The 18,153-nt window shown below is 68.1% G+C and carries 15 protein-coding genes; 13 read left to right on the top strand and 2 right to left on the bottom strand.

The features are described from left to right. The first annotated feature begins 10 nt into the window (after positions 1-10). Positions 11-253 carry a TIGR04438 family Trp-rich protein gene (locus ACF8O7_RS03430; protein ID WP_016445180.1) on the top strand — a complete coding sequence of 81 codons (243 nt, stop codon included), beginning with the start codon at positions 11-13 and terminating at the stop codon, positions 251-253. A 189-nt stretch (positions 254-442) separates the two neighbouring features. Continuing rightward, complete coding sequence (gene ilvD / locus ACF8O7_RS03435) at positions 443-2,302, top strand: dihydroxy-acid dehydratase (protein WP_016445181.1); 1,860 nt, start codon at positions 443-445, stop codon at positions 2,300-2,302. 338 nt (positions 2,303-2,640) lie between these two features. Here ilvD and bfr read toward each other — a convergent pair whose 3' ends face one another. Further along, positions 2,641-3,117: a bacterioferritin gene (gene bfr / locus ACF8O7_RS03440; protein WP_016445182.1), complete on the bottom strand. Its 477-nt coding sequence runs from the start codon at positions 3,115-3,117 to the stop codon at positions 2,641-2,643. Between the two features lie 264 nt (positions 3,118-3,381). Between bfr and ACF8O7_RS03445 the strand changes: the two genes are divergently transcribed. The 9 genes from ACF8O7_RS03445 (at position 3,382) to ACF8O7_RS03485 (ending at position 15,326) form a co-directional block, all read left to right on the top strand. After that, positions 3,382-4,224 (top strand): p-hydroxycinnamoyl CoA hydratase/lyase, encoded by an 843-nt coding sequence (locus ACF8O7_RS03445; RefSeq protein ID WP_209669803.1) that lies wholly within the window; start codon positions 3,382-3,384, stop codon positions 4,222-4,224. 164 nt (positions 4,225-4,388) lie between these two features. Next, a complete protein-coding gene (locus ACF8O7_RS03450; RefSeq protein ID WP_392442358.1) occupies positions 4,389-6,560 on the top strand; it encodes an acetate--CoA ligase family protein in 2,172 nt (723 codons plus the stop codon). A gap of 106 nt (positions 6,561-6,666) precedes the next feature. Then, positions 6,667-8,037 (top strand): MFS transporter, encoded by a 1,371-nt coding sequence (locus tag ACF8O7_RS03455; RefSeq protein ID WP_017405759.1) that lies wholly within the window; start codon positions 6,667-6,669, stop codon positions 8,035-8,037. Continuing rightward, a complete protein-coding gene (locus tag ACF8O7_RS03460) occupies positions 8,034-9,824 on the top strand; it encodes an acyl-CoA dehydrogenase (protein ID WP_392442360.1) in 1,791 nt (596 codons plus the stop codon). The genes ACF8O7_RS03455 and ACF8O7_RS03460 overlap by 4 nt, the downstream gene beginning before the upstream one ends. Positions 9,825-9,933: 109 nt before the next feature. Beyond that, entirely contained in the window at positions 9,934-10,398 is a 465-nt protein-coding gene (locus tag ACF8O7_RS03465; RefSeq protein WP_016445187.1) for a MarR family winged helix-turn-helix transcriptional regulator, read from the top strand. A gap of 61 nt (positions 10,399-10,459) precedes the next feature. Then, complete coding sequence (gene lgt / locus ACF8O7_RS03470; RefSeq protein ID WP_223275185.1) at positions 10,460-11,305, top strand: prolipoprotein diacylglyceryl transferase; 846 nt, start codon at positions 10,460-10,462, stop codon at positions 11,303-11,305. Between the two features lie 209 nt (positions 11,306-11,514). Further along, positions 11,515-12,960, top strand: a complete 1,446-nt coding sequence (locus ACF8O7_RS03475) for a malonyl-CoA decarboxylase (RefSeq protein WP_392442363.1) — start codon at positions 11,515-11,517, stop codon at positions 12,958-12,960. Positions 12,961-13,056: 96 nt separating this feature from the next. Further along, the gene (locus tag ACF8O7_RS03480; protein ID WP_016453085.1) at positions 13,057-14,055 is read left to right on the top strand and encodes a tripartite tricarboxylate transporter substrate binding protein; all 999 of its coding nucleotides are present in this window, start codon (positions 13,057-13,059) and stop codon (positions 14,053-14,055) included. Between the two features lie 116 nt (positions 14,056-14,171). Further along, on the top strand, positions 14,172-15,326 hold the full coding sequence (locus ACF8O7_RS03485; RefSeq protein WP_392442365.1) for an esterase-like activity of phytase family protein: 1,155 nt from the start codon (positions 14,172-14,174) through the stop codon (positions 15,324-15,326). A 12-nt stretch (positions 15,327-15,338) separates the two neighbouring features. Here ACF8O7_RS03485 and ACF8O7_RS03490 read toward each other — a convergent pair whose 3' ends face one another. Then, positions 15,339-16,055 carry a GntR family transcriptional regulator gene (locus ACF8O7_RS03490; RefSeq protein WP_126311835.1) on the bottom strand — a complete coding sequence of 239 codons (717 nt, stop codon included), beginning with the start codon at positions 16,053-16,055 and terminating at the stop codon, positions 15,339-15,341. A 39-nt stretch (positions 16,056-16,094) separates the two neighbouring features. Here ACF8O7_RS03490 and ACF8O7_RS03495 point away from each other — a divergent pair, with 39 nt between their 5' ends. Then, positions 16,095-16,844: an enoyl-CoA hydratase/isomerase family protein gene (locus tag ACF8O7_RS03495; RefSeq protein ID WP_016453083.1), complete on the top strand. Its 750-nt coding sequence runs from the start codon at positions 16,095-16,097 to the stop codon at positions 16,842-16,844. 182 nt (positions 16,845-17,026) lie between these two features. Then, on the top strand, positions 17,027-17,995 hold the full coding sequence (locus tag ACF8O7_RS03500) for a tripartite tricarboxylate transporter substrate binding protein (protein WP_126311834.1): 969 nt from the start codon (positions 17,027-17,029) through the stop codon (positions 17,993-17,995). Positions 17,996-18,153 lie beyond the last annotated feature (158 nt).

Below are 18,153 nucleotides of genomic sequence, written 5' to 3' on the forward strand. Positions count from 1 at the left end.
AGGAGAAGTGATGTATCTGTTGGGAATTGCGGTCCTGCTCACCCTGCTCAAGCTGGCCGATATCGAACCTGTCGCCACCTGGTCGTGGTACGTCATCCTGGGCGCCTATGGCTTGACGGCGGCCTGGTGGGCCTGGGCGGACATGTCGGGCTACACCAAGCGGCGCGCGGCTGACAAGATCGAGCAGCGGCGCCTGAAGCGCATCGAAAAGAACAAGGAAGCCATGGGCACGGGCACGCGTTCGCGCCGCTGATCGGATCTGAATTGCGCAGCAGGCTTCGCCGCAGGCGATGCCTGGGGTCTGCAAAGGGGCGGTCCACGCCGGCCGGGGCATTCCTGCGCCCCAGCGGTGCGGCGGGTGCTGCGCCATAATCTTCGCCCAGACCCTGGCCTTCCCCACAGGACCAGGGACGGACCGAGACGACAGACAACTGGATTGCCCATGCCCGCATACCGTTCCAAGACTTCCACCGGCGGCCGCAACATGGCTGGTGCGCGCGCCCTGTGGCGTGCCACCGGCATGAAGGATGGCGACTTCGACAAGCCCATCATCGCCATCGCCAATTCCTTCACGCAGTTCGTGCCCGGCCACGTCCACCTCAAGGACCTGGGCCAGCTGGTGGCGCGCGAGATCGAGGCCGCAGGCGGCGTGGCCAAGGAATTCAACACCATCGCCGTGGACGACGGCATCGCCATGGGCCACGACGGCATGCTGTATTCGCTGCCCAGCCGCGACATCATCGCGGACTCGGTGGAGTACATGGTCAACGCCCACTGTGCCGACGCGCTGGTGTGCATCTCCAACTGCGACAAGATCACCCCCGGCATGCTGATGGCTGCCATGCGGCTGAACATTCCCGTGATCTTCGTCTCGGGCGGCCCCATGGAAGCGGGCAAGACCAAGCTGGCCAATCCCACCACGCACACGCTGGAGTTCAAGAAGCTGGACCTGGTCGATGCCATGGTGATCGCGGCCGACTCCAACTACACCGACGAGCAGGTCGCCCAGGTCGAGCGCTCGGCCTGCCCCACCTGCGGTTCGTGCTCGGGCATGTTCACCGCCAACTCCATGAACTGCCTGACCGAGGCCCTGGGCCTGTCCCTGCCCGGCAACGGCACGGTGCTGGCCACGCATGCCGACCGCGAGGAACTGTTCAAGCGCGCCGGCCGCCGCATCGTCGAGCTGGCCCGCGAGTACTACGAGCAGGAAGACGCATCCGTGCTGCCGCGCTCGGTGGGCTTCAAGGCCTTCGAGAACGCGATGACGCTGGACATCGCCATGGGCGGCTCCACCAACACCATCCTGCACCTGCTGGCCATTGCCCGTGAAGCCGAGATCGACTTCACCATGGCCGACATCGACCGCCTCTCGCGCCAGGTGCCCCAGCTGTGCAAGGTCGCGCCCAACACGCAGAAGTACCACATCGAGGATGTGCACCGCGCCGGCGGCATCTTCGCCATCCTGGGCGAGCTGGCTCGCGCCGGAAAGCTGCACACCGACGTGCCCACCGTGCACGCCAAGACCCTGGGCGAAGGCCTGGCGCAGTGGGACATCACCACCACCCAGGACGAAGCCGTGCGGCACTTCTACCTGGCAGGACCGGCCGGCATCCCCACCCAGGTGGCCTTCAGCCAGAACACGCGCTGGCCCAGCCTGGACCTGGACCGTGCCGAAGGCTGCATCCGGTCCTACGAGCACGCCTTCTCCAAGGAGGGCGGCCTGGCCGTGCTGACGGGCAACATCGCCCTGGACGGCTGCGTGGTCAAGTCGGCCGGCGTGGACGAAAGCATCCATGTGTTCGAGGGCACGGCCCACGTGACCGAGTCGCAGGACGAGGCCGTGCAGAACATCCTGGACGACAAGGTCAAGGCCGGTGACATCGTCATCGTGCGCTACGAAGGCCCCAAGGGCGGCCCCGGCATGCAGGAAATGCTGTACCCGACCAGCTACATCAAGTCCAAGGGCCTGGGCAAGGCCTGCGCGCTGCTGACGGACGGGCGCTTCTCGGGCGGCACCTCGGGCCTGTCCATCGGCCACTGCTCTCCCGAAGCTGCCGCTGGCGGCGCCATCGGTCTGGTGAAGAACGGCGACCGCATCCGCATCGACATTCCCAACCGCAGCATCAACGTGCTGGTCTCCGACGAGGAACTGGCCCGCCGCCGCGCCGAGCAGGATGCCAAGGGCTGGAAGCCCGCCCAGCCGCGCCCGCGCAAGGTCTCGGCCGCGCTCAAGGCCTATGCCAAGCTGGTGATGTCGGCCGACAAGGGCGCCGTGCGCGACCTGTCGCTGCTGGACGACTGACACCGGGCTGCACCGCTGCCCGGCGGTGCGCACCCGATGGAAATGAAAAGGGATGGAAGGCCTTGCGGCTTTCCATCCCTTTTTCTTTTCTCTTCTCTCAGGCCCTTGAGGGCTCTTGTTTCATCGTGGGGCGACCGGCTTGCCGTTTCATCGTGGCTGCCGGTTCGGGTTTTCATCGTGGAGCAAACAGCCCACTCTCATTTATGGGAAGTGCCTGAAAAACTGGCGCGGCCAAAACAAGGGACAGCGAGCAAGGGCCGCCCCGCCGCGAGGCTGTCGTCCCCCTCCCGCGAAGCGAGAGAGGGGGAAGGCGCGAAGCGCCTCAGGGGGAGCTTCATTCAGGCCGGCTCGCCCATCTTGCTTTGCAGGTAGTTGGGCAGCCCGATCTTCTCGATCAGGCCCAGTTGCTTCTCCAGCCAGTAGGCGTGGTCTTCTTCGGTGTCGCGCAGCTGGGCCAGCAGCAGGTCGCGACTGTTGTAGTCGCCGTGGCGCTCGCACAGGGCCATGGCCGAGCGCAGGCTGTCACGCACGCGGTATTCGGTGGCCAGGTCCTTGCGCAGCATCTCTTCGACGGTCTCGCCGGGCGTGAACTCGTGCGGGCGCATGTCGGGGCGGCCGCCCAGGAACAGGATGCGGCGCAGGATGGCGTCGGCGTGCTGGGTTTCCTCTTCCATCTCATGGCCGATGCGCTCGAACAGGCGCAGCAGGCCCTGGTCCTCGTACTGGCGCGAGTGGATGAAGTACTGGTCGCGTGCGGAAAGTTCGCCGCGCAGCAGCTCTATGAGGCATTCGATGACTTCTGGCTGGCCTTGCATGTTCTTCTTCTCCTGACTGTGTTGAACACCGCAAGTATCGCGTGAACCCCCGGATCGGCCAAAACACCTGCCGCAATTCCCCGCGTGCCGCGCATTGCATGCATGCGCGACGCAGAAGCATTCGCATCGCCACCGGTCTGGGTGGTGACCGGCCTAGGGTAAACGCTGTATTGCTATGTCGAATAATAGTTATTTATCATAACGATTATGGATCCGAAGCATCGGTGTCCAACCTCCCATTTCCCTTTTGCACAAGGAAGCGCAATGAGCACCGAACGTACCGAAGAACAGACCGTGTCCTGCACCGTCGAAGGCCGCGTGGCCTGGGTGAAATTCAACCGCCCCGAAAAGCGCAATGCCATGAGCCCCCAGCTCAACCGCCAGATGATGCGCGTGCTCGACGACCTGGAGTTCCGTGACGACGTGGGCGTGGTCGTTCTGGCCGGTGAGGGCACGGCCTGGACTGCCGGCATGGACCTGAAGGAATACTTCCGCGAGACCGAGGCCACGGGCCTGGCCGGCACCCGCAAGGCCCAGCGCGAGAGCTATGGCTGGTGGCGCCGCCTGCGCTGGTTCCAGAAGCCGACCATCGCCATGGTCAACGGCTGGTGCTTCGGCGGCGGCTACGGCCCGCTGTTCGCCTGCGACCTGGCCTTTGCCTCGGATGACGCCAAGTTCGGCCTGTCCGAAATCAACTGGGGCATCCTGCCCGGCGGCGGCGCCTCCAAGGTGGCGGTGGAGCTGCTGTCCTTTCGCCGCGCCATGTACCACGCCATGCTCGGCGAGAACATCGACGGCCGCACGGCGGCCGAGTGGGGCCTGGTCAACGAATCCCTGCCGGCCGACCGCCTGCAGGCCCGCGTCACCGAAGTGGCCGAGGCCCTGCTGCAGAAGAACCCCATCGCCCTGAAGGCCACCAAGGATGCCATCCGCCGCGTGCGCGACATGAGCTACGACAACGCCGAGGACTATCTGGTGCGTGCCCAGGAAGCCGCCAACAGCTTCGACAACGAAGGCCGCAAGGAAGGCATGCGCCAGTTCCTGGACGACAAGACCTACAAGCCAGGTCTCGGAACCTACGACTTGAGCAAGCAAGTCAACCCCTGAGGCGCTTCGCGCCTTCCCCCTCTCTAACTCGCTTCGCGAGGGAGGGGGACGACACCCTCAGTGCGGGGCGGCGCGGCCGGCTTAGGCCCTTCCTCGGTGTCCCTCGCTTGGGCAGCGTCCACCACGCGCGGTAGGCCTCCCAGCTTTAATCATTGGAGACAAGAATGACAACGACAGAGATGGCGGCCGCAGTGCGGCCCGACATCGGCAGGCTGCTGAGGCCGCGTTCCATCGCCATTGTCGGCGCCTCGGCCACGCCGGGTGCGCTGGGCGCATCGGTGCTGGGCAATCTGGAGCGCAACGGCTTCGCTGGCGACATCCACCTGATCAATCCCAAGCGCAGCGAGATCGCCGGCCGGGCCTGCCTGGCTTCGGTGGACCAGCTGCCCGAGGGCGTTGACGTGGCCGTGCTGGCCATCCCCCAGCCCTTTGTGCTGGACACGGTGCGCGCGCTGGCGGCGCGGCGCGTGGGCGCGGTGGTGATTTTCTCGGCCGGCTTTGCCGAGGCAGGCGAGCGCGGCATGGCCGAGCAGCGCGAGATCGCACGCATCGCCGCCGAGGCCGGCATGGTGGTGGAGGGCCCCAACTGCCTGGGCTGCATCAACTACCTGCAGCGCGTGCCGCTGACCTTTGTCGAGGTGAATATCGACGCGCAGCAGGTCGATGCCGCGCGGCCCGCCATTGGCGTGGTCTCGCAAAGCGGCGCCATGATGACCGTGCTGTGCACCACGCTGGCCAGCCGCGCGCTGCCGCTGTCGCACGCCATCTCCACGGGCAACGAGGCCGCCAGCCATGCCGAGGACTATGTGGACTTCCTGCTGGAGCAGCCTTCCACGCGCGTGGTCGCCATGATCGTCGAGCAGTTCCGCCAGCCCGGGCGCATTCTGGCTGCCGTGGCCCGCGCGCGCAGCCTGGGCAAGTCCGTGGTGCTGCTGCATCCGGGCAAGAGCAGCGCGGCGCGCGCCTCGGCCGCCACGCACACCGGCGCCATGGCCGGCGACTATGCGCTGATGCGCACCAAGCTGGAACGCGCAGGCGCCGTGTTTGCCGAGACACTGGAGGAGCTGGGCGACATCGCCGAGATCGCCATCCGCTGCCCGGTGCTGCCATCGGCTGGTGCAGCCGGTGCAGCAGCTGCAGCTGGAGTTGCCGTGCTGGGCGAGTCCGGCGCCTTCAAGGCGCTGACGCTGGACTGGGCCGAGGAGCTGGGCCTGGCGCTGCCCGCCATCGGCGACGACGACTCGCCCGCGCTGCGGGCTGCGCTGCCCGAGTTCGTGGGCGTGAGCAACCCGCTGGACCTCACGGCCCAGGGCCTGGTCGAGCCGGACCTGTATTTCCGCACGCTGGATGCGCTGTTTGGCGATGCGCGCTTTTCCACCATCATCGTCGGCCTTATCCAGGGCGACCCGGTGACCTGCGGCATCAAGATGCCGCCCGTGCTGCGCGCCGTGCGCGAGCTGCGGCCGGCCAAGCCCGTCATCGTGGCGGGCCTGGACGAGGGCGCGGCCGTGCCTGCCGAGTTCATCGCCGAGATGCGTGCGCTGGGCGTGCCGTATTTCCCCAGCACCGAGCGTGCCCTGCGCGCCGTGCAGCGCCTGACCGCCTTCAGCCAGCGCAGTTTCGAGCGCACCGATGCCCAGCCCGTCGCACTGGCCCTGCCCGCAGGCCGCACGGTGGTGCCCGAGTACGAATCCAAGGCCGTGCTGGCCCAGGCCGGCGTGCCGTTTGCGAAGGGCCGCCTGGCCACCTCAGCCGAGCAGGCCGTGGCGATTGCGGCGGAGATCGGCTGGCCCGTGGCGCTCAAGGCGCAGTCGGCCGACCTCAGCCACAAGAGCGATGCAGGCGGCGTGATCCTGAACATTGCCGATGCGCAGGCCATGGGCGAGGCCTGGAGCCGGCTGCATGCGAATGTGGCCGCCTATGACAGCGCCATTGCGCTGGACGGCGTGCTGGTCGAGGCCATGGGCCGGCGTGGCCTGGAGATGATCATCGGCGCGCGCAACGATCCGCAGTGGGGTCCCGTGATCCTGGCGGGCCTGGGCGGCGTGACGGCCGAGATCATGCGCGACGCGCGCCTGCTGGACGCCGACCTGTCCACCAGCGAGGTGCTGCGCGAGCTGGACCGCCTGCAGGGCGCGCCGCTGCTGCACGGCTACCGTGGCGCCCCGGCGCTGGACCGCCAGGCGCTGGCCGAACTCATCGTGCGCCTGGGCCAGGTGCTGCGCGGCACGCCGGCCATCCGCGAGATCGACCTCAACCCGGTCATCGTGCTGCCCGAAGGGCAGGGCGTGGTGGCGCTCGATGCGCTGATGCTGGTCGAGCACAGCGCCGGCTGATGCCCGCGCAAGGGCTGGCGCGGCGCGCCGGCCCTTTTCATGCGCAGCCCTGTCTCGCTTTCCCGCTTTCTTTTTTCCGCTTTCCCTTCCTCCACAGGAGGTCTCCATGAGCCTGCCTTACCCGCCGGGCCGCGTGTCCACGCCCGCGCCGGCCGAGTCGAACGGACTCGGCTATGCCTACTACGTCACCATCATCCTGCTGCTGGCCTACACCCTGTCCTTCGTGGACCGCCAGATCCTGGGCCTGCTGGTGCAGCCCATCAAGAAGGATCTGCAGCTGTCGGACTGGGTCTTCAGCATCGTCCACGGCTTTGCCTTCGCCATCTTCTACACCTTCGTCGGCATCTTCCTGGGGCGCCTGGCCGACCGCTGGAACCGCCGCAACCTCATCGTCATCGGCATGGCGATCTGGGTGGTGGCCACGGCGGCGGGCGGCTATGTCACGGGCTTCGTCTCGCTGTTCGTGGCGCGCATGTTCGTGGGCGTGGGCGAGGCGGCACTGTCGCCGGCGGCCTATTCCATGCTGGCCGACTACTTCCCGCCCGAGCGCCGCGCACGCGCCATGAGCATCTACACCTCGGGCGTGTACATCGGCTCGGCCACGGCCTTCATCGTGGGCGGCCTGGTCATCCAGGCCACCAGCCAGGCCGGCGAGGTGGTGTTCCCGCTGCTGGGCAGCTTCAAGCCCTGGCAGGCGGCCTTCATCTTCGTGGCCCTGCCCGGCATTCCGCTGGTGGCGCTGATGTACACCGTGCGCGAGCCGCTGCGCCGGGGCCTGCAGGCCCGGGCCGCGTCCGCCAAAGTGGCCGCGCCCGCGGGACCGGCGCCCGACCTGTCCCATGTGTTGCGCAACAAGCGCGCCTTCCTGCCGCTGCTGCTGGCGCCGGGCATCACGGCCATGATCACCTTCGGCGTCACGGCCTGGCTGCCGGCCACCTTCATCCGCCAGTGGGGCTGGACGCCTGGCGAGATCGGCCCGGCCTACGGCGTCATCATCCTGACCTTCGGCATTGGCGGCATGCTGCTCAGCGGCTTCCTGGCCGACTACCTCACGGCGCGCGGCAAGCAGGTGGGGTCGATCGTCATCTCGCTGGTGGCCACCGGCGTGCTCGTCATCACCGGCCTGGTGCTGGCCTTTGCGCCCACGCCCACGGTGGCCCTGGTGGCCGTGGCGGCCACCACCTTCTTCCTGGGCATGCCGGTGGCGCTGGCGCCGCCGATCCTGCAGGCGGTCACGCCCAACCAGCTGCGCGGCCAGGTGACTTCCATCTACCTGCTGCTGATCAACCTGATCGGGCTGGGCCTCGGTCCCTTCCTCGTGGCCTTTTTCACGGACTTCGTCTTCCATGACGAAAAGCTCGTGGGCCTGTCGCTGGGCCTGGTGTCCGCACTGGCCGCGTTGCTGTCCGTGCTGTGCCTGGCCAGCGCCATCGGTCCCTACCGCCGCCTGGTCGCGGCCACGGAGGGCCGGGCATGAGCGCGCAGGCATCACATTGCTCGCACTACCAGCCGCCGCTGCAGGACATCCGCTTCGTCCAGCAGCACTGGCTGGGCGCCGAGGGCGACTGGCGCCGCATGCCGGCCCATGAAGCCCTGGACCAGGAGACGGCCGATATGGTGGTCGAGGCGGCCGGGCGCTTTTGCGCCGACGTGCTGGCCCCGCTCAACGGCCCGGCCGACCTGCAGGGCTGCCGCTTGCAAGAGGGCAGGGTGCGCACGCCCGACGGCTTTCCCGCCGCCTATGCAGCCTTCGTGGAGGCAGGCTGGCCCGCACTGGCCTGCGCCCCCGACGCTGGCGGCCAGGGCCTGCCCCAGCTGCTGGACGCCGCGCTGCACGAAATGCTGGCCTCGGCCAACCATGGCTGGACCATGTATCCGGGCATCCTGCACGGCGCCTATGCCTGCCTGCACGCGCATGGCGACGAGCACCTGCGCGCCACCTACCTGCCCCACATCGTCAGCGGCCGCTGGCTGGCCACCATGTGCCTGACCGAGCCCCAGGCCGGCTCCGACCTGGGCCTGCTGCGCAGCCAGGCCAGGCCCCGGGGCGATGGCAGCTACAGCCTGGACGGCAGCAAGATCTTCATCTCGGGCGGCGACCAGGACATGAGCGAGAACATCGTCCACCTGGTGCTGGCGCGCCTGCCCGATGCGCCTGAGGGAACGCGCGGCCTGTCGCTGTTCCTGGCGCCGCGCGGCATTCCCCGGGACGACGGCAGCTTTCTGCCCAACGCCATCCACTGCGACGGCATCGAAAAGAAGATGGGCATCAAGGGCAGCGCCACCTGCGCCATGCGCTTCGAGGGCGCGCAGGCCTGGCTGGTGGGCCAGCCCCACCAGGGCCTGGCTGCCATGTTCGTGATGATGAACTCGGCCCGCCTGCACGTGGGCCTGCAGGGCCTGGGCCATGCCGAGATGGCCTGGCAGCTGGCGCGCGCCTATGCGGCCGAGCGACGCCAGATGCGCGCCCAGCCCCGGCCTGCCGATGCGCAGGGCCCCGCCGACCCCATCGCCCTGCAGCCGGCCGTGCAGCGCATGCTGGCCGACCTGCGCGTCTGGACCGAAGGCATGCGCGCCATTGCAGGCTGGGTGGCGCACCAGCTGGACCTGGCCGAACAGGCGCCGGATGCCGAGGAGCGCGCCCAGGCCCATGCGCTGGCCTCGCTGCTCACGCCCGTGGTCAAGTCCTTTTTCACCGAGCGGGGCTTTGCGCTGGCCAGCGAGGCGCTGCAGGTCTTCGGCGGCTACGGCTATGTGCACGAGTACCGTATCGAGCAGACGCTGCGCGATGCCCGCATCGCCATGATCTACGAAGGCACGAACCAGATCCAGGCGCTGGACCTGCTGCAGCGCAAGGTGGCCTCCAGCGGCGGTGCCGCGCTGGCGCCGCTGCTGAAGGTGCTGCGTGAAGAGGCCGATGCCTGCGACGCCGCGGGCATGGAGACCGGCTTTGCAGGCGCGCTGCGCAGCTGGGCCGAGCGCATGCAAGCGCTGACGGGCGAGCTGTGTACCGGCGCTGCCGGCGACAGGCAATTGCTGGCGCGTTGTGCCGAGGACTACTTGCGACTGGTCGGCACGCTGTGCATGGCCTTTGCCTGGGCACGCGCGGCGCGCGTCAGCCTGCCGCTGGCCGATCCGGCGCTGCGCCGCTCCAAGGCGGACAGCGCGGCCTGGTTCCTTGCGCATGGCCTGCTGGATGCGGAGCACTGGCTGCGCCGCACCGAGGCCGCTGCCCGTACGCCGCTGCCAGCCGCCCTGGCTTGAGCGGGCTGCCGGGGCTTTTATGATGGAACGCCGCACCGGCCCTGCAGAACCGCAGGCGCCGGTGCGGCCTTGCTTCGTTGCGCCTTCTTCCTCTTCCGGATCCGTGTCCATGGACAGCTCCTTCGAACCCGCCGTCGACCAGTCGCGCCTGCAGCGCTTTCTGGGCTACCGCCTCACGCGCGCGGAAATCCACATCCACAAGCTGTTTGCGCGGCGCGTGGCCGAACTGGACCTCAAGCCCAGCGAGTTCTCCATCCTGGTGCTCATCCACGCCAACCCGGGCATCTACCTGCGCCAGCTGGGCGAGGCGCTGGACATCTCGCCCTCCAACCTGGTGCCCGTGGTCGAGCGCCTGGTGCAGCGCGGCCTCATCGGGCGCCAGCCCGATCCGCGCGACCGCCGGCTGCAGCAGCTGCACCTGACGGACGACGGCAGCGCACTGCAGGCGCGGGCCGAAGGCGTGGTGGTGCAGCTGGAAGATGAACTGGAGCAATTGCTCACCGCCACCGAGCAGCGCCATCTGCTGTCTGCCCTGGACAAGCTCACGGCCATCCAGGAAGGCCCGCAAGGCTGAGCGGGCGGGACGCCATCTTTCCAACCCCTGGCCGGCGCCGGCCATGCGGCGCTGCGGCACAATGCCGACCATGCTGATGTACCCGCAGATCGATCCCGTGGCCCTGCAGATCGGGCCCCTCGCCGTGCACTGGTACGGCCTGACCTATCTGGCCGCCTTCGGCCTCTTCCTCTGGCTGGGCACGCGCAGGCTGCGCCACCCGCCCTTCGTGCGCATGCAGGGCGACCGCGCCTGGACGCGCAAGGACGTGGAAGACATTCTTTTCCTGGGCGTGCTCGGCGTGGTCGTCGGCGGGCGGCTCGGCTACTGCCTGTTCTACAAGCCCGGCTACTACCTCAGCCATCCGCTGGAAATCTTCTACGTCTGGCAGGGCGGCATGAGCTTTCATGGCGGGCTGATCGGTGTCATCGGCTCCATGGTCTGGTTCGCGCGCTCGCGCGCACGCTCGTGGCTGGAGGTGGCCGACTTCGTCGCGCCCTGCGTGCCCACGGGCCTGGCGGCGGGCCGTGTCGGCAACTTCATCAATGGCGAACTGTGGGGCCGCTTTGCCAGCCCCGAGCTGCCCTGGGCCATGGTCTTCCCGCAAAGCGGCTCCATGCTGCCGCGCCATCCTTCGCAGGTCTACCAGTTCCTGCTCGAGGGCCTGCTGCTGTTCGTGCTGCTGTGGCTGTATGCACGCAAGGAGCACAAGCCGGGCCAGGTGGCGGCGGTCTTCCTGACCGGCTATGGTGCCTTCCGCTTCATTGCCGAGTACTTCCGCGAGCCTGACGACTTCCTGGGCCTGCTGTCGCTGGGAATGAGCATGGGCCAGTGGCTGTGCGTGCCCATGGTGATCGGCGGCATTGCCATGTGGCTGTGGGCGGCGGGGCGTCCGGCCTATCCGGCCCATGCGGGCAAGCCGGCCTGAACCTGGCTGGACACAATGCGAAGCGGGCCCTGGGCCCGCTTTCTTTTTGGCGTGGCGCGCGCGTGCTGGGGATTGCCCGAAGACAAGAACGCGACATCGGCGTACACGCGCTGGCGTACAGACTCCCATAATGTGAGCAGCAAGGGATTGTCATTGGCCCGTTGGCGGCATGACAGTCCCGTGACCGCTTGATATGGAGGAGTGTCTGAATGGGTCTGGCTACCGACTGGATTGCCCGCAATGTGTCCCGCTTTCGCAGCACCGAGGCCGCTGCGCCTGCAAAAAAGGCCGAAGGCGATGCAGCCAAGGCTCCCGCGCCGCGCGGCACGGCCCAGCGCCTGCAGGCCACCCTGCGCCGAGGCCAGGAAGTGCTGTCCCCGCGCGAGCTGCGCAAGCTCATGGAAGACCTGCAGGCTGCCGCCGACGCAGCGCTCAGCGATGTCGAGGGTGGCCGCCACGCGCAGCAGCTGATGGACTGGTATGCCCAGGCCGAGCTGCCGGCGCGCCAGGATTTCTGGGCGCTGATCGTCGAGCAGTTCGGCCCCGACACCGACGCCTTGATGACCGCACGCAAGCGCTATGACACGGCCACCAGCGACGCCGAGCGCGGCCATGCCGAGATGGATCTGCGCCGCGCGCTGATGTCGCCGCGCACGCGGCTGCTGCAGCGGTTTGCCCAGCCCCAGGGCGGCATGGGCTTTCTGGTGGACCTGCGTGCCGAACTGCTGGCACTGCCCAAGGCGGAGCAGCAGCGCTTTTCCGCGCTGGATGCCGAGCTGGAGCATCTGTTTTCCACCTGGTTCGACGTGGCCCTGCTGGAGCTGCGCCGCCTGAGCTGGGACTCGCCGGCCTCGCTGATCGAAAAGCTCATCCAGTACGAGGCCGTGCACGACATCCGCAGCTGGGCCGATCTCAAGAACCGCCTGGACAGCGACCGCCGCTGCTACGGCTTCTTTCACCCCCGCATGCCCACCGTGCCGCTGATCTTCGTGGAGGTGGCGCTGGTGGACAAGATGTCCGACAGCATTGCCCCACTGCTGGACGAGACCGCCGCAGCCTCCGACCTGGGCCGCGCCACCACGGCCATCTTCTACTCCATCAGCAACACCCAGACCGGCCTGCGTGGCGTGAGCTTCGGCGACTCGCTGATCAAGCATGTGGTGGAGACGCTGACGGGCGAATTCCCCCGGCTGCGCCATTTCGCCACGCTGTCGCCCATTCCGGGCCTGCGCGCCTGGATCGCCAAGCACGGCGACGCCATCCTGGAGAAGATGGACGAGCGCCAGCGCAAGGCCTTCAAGCTCAAGGCGGGCGGCATGGGCGCCGAGCACCTGCTGGCGGCGCTGGATGCGCCGCAGGATCTCAAGCCCGACGCGCCTGTGCGCCGCGCCCTGCTGTTTTGCGCTGCCCACTATCTGGGGCGCGAGACGGCCAAGGGCCGGCCGCTGGACCCGGTGGCGCGCTTTCACCTGGGCAACGGCGCGCGCGTGGAGCGGCTCAACTGGGCGGCCGACCTGTCGGCCAAGGGACTCAAGCAGTCGCTGGGCCTGATGGTCAACTATCTCTACGACCTCAAGCGCCTGGACAAGCATCGCGGCCTGCTGGCGCAGGGCCGCATACCGGTGTCCTCGGACATCGAAGCCCTGTGCAAATGAAAAGGGGCGCGGCGCAGGCCGTGCCCCTTTTCTTGCACAGGGATTGCTGCGCCTGACAACGAAGACAGCCTCAAAGAGGCGACAAGGAGACAAGTCATGCAAGCTTCCCACCCCACGGGGCGGCGCGCGGTGTTGCGCGCGGCCGGGGCCTCGATGGCCGCGCTGGCCCTGCCCATGGCAGCCCGCGCGGCGGCGGACTGGCCGTCCAAACCCGTGAACCTGGTCGTGCCGTTTCCGGCCGGCGGCGGCACCGATGCCTTTGCCCGGCCGTTCTCGGCCCAGTTCGCCAAGAGCGCGGGAAAGACCCTGGTGATCGACAACCGTGGCGGCGCAGGCGGCACCCTGGGCGCCAGCTACGCGGCCAAGCTGGCGCCGGACGGCTACAACTTCTTCATGGGCGGCACCCACCATGTGATTGCGCCGTCCATGTACCCCCGCCTGGACTATGACCTGGAGCGCGACTTCGTCGCGCTGGCCCTGCTGGCCAGCGTGCCCCAGGTGCTGGTGGTCAACCCGCGCAACGTGCCGGGCAAGACCGTGCAGGAGCTGCTGGCCGACCTGCGCAAGCGGCCGGGCAAGCTCAACTACGCCTCGGCGGGCGCGGGCACATCGCACCATCTGGCCGGAGAGCTGTTCAAGCTGCAGACCAACACCTTCATCACCCACATTCCCTATCGAGGCGCAGGCCCGGCGCTGCAGGACCTGATAGCCGGCAATGTGGACATGATGTTCGACGGCCTGGGCTCCTCGGCCCAGCACATCAAGAGCGGACGCATCCGTGCGCTGATGGTCTCGGGCGACAAGCGCAACCCCGCCTTCCCGGACGTGCCCTGCGCGGCCGAGTCCGGCCTGCCCGACTACACGGTCACCACCTGGTACGGCCTGTGGGCGCCCAAGGGCACGCCGCAGGCGGTGCAGGCCCAGGTCATCGACCAGGTGCAGCGCATAGGCTCGGCCGAAGAGATCAAGTCCATCTGGGCGCGCAACGGCGCCGACTACGGCGGCATGAACCAGCAGCAGTTCGCGGCCATGGTGCATGGCGAGATCGCGCGCTGGGCCCAGGTGGTCAAGGCCTCGGGCGCCAAGCTGGAGTAGCGGACGAGGGGCCGGTCAGGGCGGGGGCAGGGCGGCGGTATGCGCGTGCATGTCACCACCCTGTCACGGGCCTTGGCTACGGTCCATCCCTTCTGAGATCCATCCTGGGAGGGAATATGAACAAGGCAGACAAGGTCCGCTCGCCCGCATCCGTGCTGCTCGCGTTGGTCCTGTCTTTCGGCACGGCCACGGGCCTGGCAGGCTGCGGCGGCAGCGACGACGGCCCCGAGACCATCGGCTCGCTGCGGCTGATCGGCGACTACAGCATCAAGACCAAGACACTGTTCGACGGCGTGGAGTTCGGCGGCATCTCCGGCCTGGACCGCGTGCCCGATGGCAGCTACTGGGCCATCTCCGATGAGCGCGGCGGCGAGCGCGGCACGCCGCGCTTCTACAACCTGGGCATTCAGTTCGATGACAAGGCCATCCAGGCCGTGACCATCCGCAAGATGGTCACGCTCAAGGGCCGCGACGGCCAGCCCCTGCCCGGCACGCGCCGCACCGTGGACCCCGAAGGCATCCGCGTGGCGCCCAACGGCAACCTCTACGTGTCCAGCGAGGGCAACTTCAGCACCGACCCCGCCAGCCTGTTCCAGCCCTTCGTGCGCGAGATCAGGGTGGACGGCAGCTTCGTGCGCGACTTCGAGACGCCTGCGGCCTTCAACTACGTGGACAACACCACCAGCGGAGGGCGCAACAACAAGCTGTTCGAGGCCCTGGCCGTCACGCCCGACGGCAGCGTGTTCACGGCCAACGAGGATGCGCTGGTGGAAGACGGCCCCCTCACCACGCTGGCGGCGGGCAGCGTGGTCCGCGTCCTCAAGCTCGATCCGGCCACGGGCAAGTCCGGCGCGCAGTACGTCTACCAGCTGCCGAAGATTCCGCTGGACAAGGCCGCCAGCGGCAGCTTTCCGCCGGACAACGGCCTGCCCGAGCTGCTGGCGGTCTCCAACCACGAGTTCATCGCCATCGAGCGCGCCTTTGCCGACGGCGTAGGCAACACCATCCGCCTGACGCGCGCCACCATCGAGCCGGACACCACCGATGTGCGCAGCTTCAAGAGCCTGGTGGGCGCCAGCTACAAGCCCATGAAGCGCGAGCTGCTGCTGGAGATGCCCGTGACCTACCAGGGCGTCAAGCTGGACAACATCGAAGGCATCTCCTGGGGCCCGCGCCTGGCCAACGGCAACCGCACCCTGGTGCTGGTGGCCGACAACAACTTCGCGGACAACCAGGTCACGCAGTTCCTGGCCTTCGAAGTGCGGCCCTGAGCCCTCTTCGGGCTACCTTGACTTGCGCGGGCGCTCGTACCCCACCTGCGCGGGCGCGCCCAGCACCATGTCGGTGAAGGCGCTGCCGCCTGCGCAGATGTGCTGGCGCATGGCCTCGGCGGCCAGCTCCGCCTGGCCCGCGCAGATCGCAGACACCACGGCCACGTGCTCCTGCTGCGAGCGCGCCAGCCGGCCCGGCTTCTCGAACATCCGGCCCCGGTAGGGCGTGATGCGCAGCCGCAGCAGCCGGGTCTGTTCCACGATGAAGTCGTTGCCGCTGGCCTCGTATATCAGTTCGTGCAGCTGCATGTTGGCCTGCACATAGCCTTGGGCATCCTGCGCCTGGGCGCAGGCGGCGGTGTGCGCCAGCGCCGCCTGCAGCCGCTCGCGCAGCTGCGCATGGATGCGCGTGGCGGCCAGCCGGGCCAGCACGCCTTCCAGCTCGGCCAGGCCTTCCATCATGGCCACCAGCTCGCGCGCATCCAGGCGCCGCACATAGATGCCCGAGCGCGGAACGATCTCCACCAGCCCCTTGGCCACCAGCAGCAGCAGCGCCTCGCGCACGGGCGTGCGCGAGGCGCCGAAGCGCTCGCACAGGGCCGGTTCGTCGATGGCGTCGCCGGGCTGCATGGCGCCTGAGCGCAGCTCGTCTTCCAGCGATTGCCGTATACGCTCCTGCAGGCTGGACGTGGCCGGGGTTTTCTCCAATGGCTGCTTGGCTGGAAGCATTTTCTAATTCAAATATATCTGATTGATTGACTGATACATATGACACCCAGACTCGACATCCAGGATCACCTGGCCACCATCACGCTGCAGCGCCCCGAAGCGGCCAACAAGCTGGCCCCCGAAGACCTGGGCACGCTGGTCGCGCATGTGGAGCTTATCAACCGCCGCGACGATGTGCGCGTGGTGGTGCTGCGCAGCGAGGGCAAGTACTTTTGCAGTGGCTATGATATATCAGAGATCCAAGGCAGCCAGACCGAGGGCAGCAGCTTCGGCGAGATGGTGGACGCCATCGAGCAATGCCGCGCCGTGACCGTGGCCGCCATCCACGGCGGCGTCTACGGCGGTGCCACCGACATGGCCCTGGCCTGCGACTTTCGCGTGGGCAGCACGGCGGCCGAAATGTTCATGCCGGCCGCGCGCCTGGGCCTGCATTTCTACGCGGGCGGGCTGGAGCGCTATGTCTCGCGCCTGGGCCTGGACACGGCCAAGCGGCTGTTCCTGACCTGCGAGCGCATCCAGGCCCCGGAGATGAAGGCCTGCGGATTCCTCACCCATCTGGCCGAACCCGCCGCCTTCGACGCGGCCGTGGCCCAGCTCACCGGCACGCTGGCCGCCATGGCGCCCATCCCTTTGTTCGGCATGAAAAAGCACCTGAACCTGATTGCGCGCGGCCGCCATGACGTGGCCGATATCACGCGCGAGGTGCAGCGCAGCATCGCCTCCGAAGACCTGCAGGAAGGCGGCCGGGCCTGGCGCGAGAAACGCAGCCCGGAGTTCAAGGGGCGCTGAGCAGCATCCTCCCGCATACACGCAGATTGCCCGTGGTGCTGCCTACCGCCCACAGCCCACGGAACCGGCGCGGCCCAACTCGGGGACACCGAGGAAGGGCCGCTCCCGCACCGAGGGTGTCGTCCCCCTTTGGGGGAAGGCGCGCAGCGACTCAGGGGGTATCAATAAAGAGGAGACAAGCCATGTTCAAGCGTTTTGCACTGTCGTTGCTGCTGGCCGGATTGGCCGGTGGCGCGATGGCCCAGTCCTATCCCGCCCGGCCCGTCACGCTGGTCGTGGGATTTCCTCCCGGCGGCGGCGCCGATGCGGTGGCGCGCATCGTGGCCGACAAGGTCGGCAAGATCCTGGGCCAGCCCCTGCTGGTGGACAACCGCCCGGGCGCCGGCACCACGCTGGCTTCCGAGCATGTGGCGCGTGCAGCGCCCGACGGCTACACGCTGCTGCTGGGCAGCGCCAACATCTATGGCTCGGACCAGCTGCTCTACAAGAGCGCTCGCTATGAGGGCGCGCGCAATTTCATGGGCATCACGCGCTGGAGTTCGGCCCCCATGCTGCTGGCCGTGCGCAAGGATTTTCCAGGCCAGAGCGTGGGCGATCTGGTGGCGCTGGCGCGCAGCCAGCCCGACAAGCTCAGCTATTCCTCCTCGGGCGCAGGCGTGATTACGCACCTGGCCACGCTGTCGTTCGCGGGCGCCAGCGGCGGCCTGCGCATGCTGCATGTGCCGTTCAAGGGCGGGGCGCCATCGATACAGGCCGTGGCCGCTGGCGATGTGGACCTGACCTTCGGCACGCCGCCCTCGGTGCTGCCGCTGGCCCAGGCGGGCAAGCTGCGCATGCTGGCCGTGAGCACGGCCGAACGCTCGCCGCTGTTCCCCGATCTGCCGGGCATGAAGGAGTCCGGCGTGCCGGGCTTTGACTACACGTTCTGGTTCGGCCTGTTCGCCCCGGCGGGTCTGCCCGAGGACGTGGCGAAGAAGCTGTTCGATGCCAGCACCAAGGCGCTGGAAGACCCCGATGTGAAGGCCAGGCTGGCCAAGCAGGGCAATCTGGCCGCGCCCTCGGCATCCCTAGAGGAATTCCGTGCCTGGGCCCTCAAGGAAGGGCAGGAGTCCAAGGCCCTGACCCAGCGTTCCGGCGCCGGGCTGCAGTGAGACCCCCCCTGAGGCGCCACGCGCCTTCCCCCTCTCGCTTCGCGGGGGCGACGACACCCTCGGTGCGGGGGGCGGCCCTTCCTCGGTGTCCTGGACTTGGGCCCCGCCGGTCCCATGGGTTGTGGGTGTCGCGTCAAGCAATAGATAACGATATGGAA

The organism is Delftia sp. WSY_16, assembly GCF_043104415.1.
In the GTDB taxonomy this organism is placed as follows: Bacteria; Pseudomonadota; Gammaproteobacteria; order Burkholderiales; family Burkholderiaceae_C; genus Comamonas; species Comamonas tsuruhatensis.

Excerpts from the sequence above, each read along its gene's own strand:
- lgt (WP_223275185.1), top strand. The coding sequence starts at position 10,460 with ATGCCGACCATGCTGATGTACCCGCAGATCGATCCCGTGGCCCTGCAG.
- ACF8O7_RS03475 (WP_392442363.1), top strand. The coding sequence starts at position 11,515 with ATGGGTCTGGCTACCGACTGGATTGCCCGCAATGTGTCCCGCTTTCGC.
- ACF8O7_RS03465 (WP_016445187.1), top strand. The coding sequence starts at position 9,934 with ATGGACAGCTCCTTCGAACCCGCCGTCGACCAGTCGCGCCTGCAGCGC.
- ACF8O7_RS03495 (WP_016453083.1), top strand. The coding sequence starts at position 16,095 with ATGACACCCAGACTCGACATCCAGGATCACCTGGCCACCATCACGCTG.
- ACF8O7_RS03445 (WP_209669803.1), top strand. The coding sequence starts at position 3,382 with ATGAGCACCGAACGTACCGAAGAACAGACCGTGTCCTGCACCGTCGAA.
- bfr (WP_016445182.1), bottom strand. The coding sequence starts at position 3,117 with ATGCAAGGCCAGCCAGAAGTCATCGAATGCCTCATAGAGCTGCTGCGC.
- ilvD (WP_016445181.1), top strand. The coding sequence starts at position 443 with ATGCCCGCATACCGTTCCAAGACTTCCACCGGCGGCCGCAACATGGCT.
- ACF8O7_RS03455 (WP_017405759.1), top strand. The coding sequence starts at position 6,667 with ATGAGCCTGCCTTACCCGCCGGGCCGCGTGTCCACGCCCGCGCCGGCC.
- ACF8O7_RS03460 (WP_392442360.1), top strand. The coding sequence starts at position 8,034 with ATGAGCGCGCAGGCATCACATTGCTCGCACTACCAGCCGCCGCTGCAG.
- ACF8O7_RS03485 (WP_392442365.1), top strand. The coding sequence starts at position 14,172 with ATGAACAAGGCAGACAAGGTCCGCTCGCCCGCATCCGTGCTGCTCGCG.
- ACF8O7_RS03450 (WP_392442358.1), top strand. The coding sequence starts at position 4,389 with ATGACAACGACAGAGATGGCGGCCGCAGTGCGGCCCGACATCGGCAGG.
- ACF8O7_RS03480 (WP_016453085.1), top strand. The coding sequence starts at position 13,057 with ATGCAAGCTTCCCACCCCACGGGGCGGCGCGCGGTGTTGCGCGCGGCC.
- ACF8O7_RS03430 (WP_016445180.1), top strand. The coding sequence starts at position 11 with ATGTATCTGTTGGGAATTGCGGTCCTGCTCACCCTGCTCAAGCTGGCC.
- ACF8O7_RS03490 (WP_126311835.1), bottom strand. The coding sequence starts at position 16,055 with ATGCTTCCAGCCAAGCAGCCATTGGAGAAAACCCCGGCCACGTCCAGC.
- ACF8O7_RS03500 (WP_126311834.1), top strand. The coding sequence starts at position 17,027 with ATGTTCAAGCGTTTTGCACTGTCGTTGCTGCTGGCCGGATTGGCCGGT.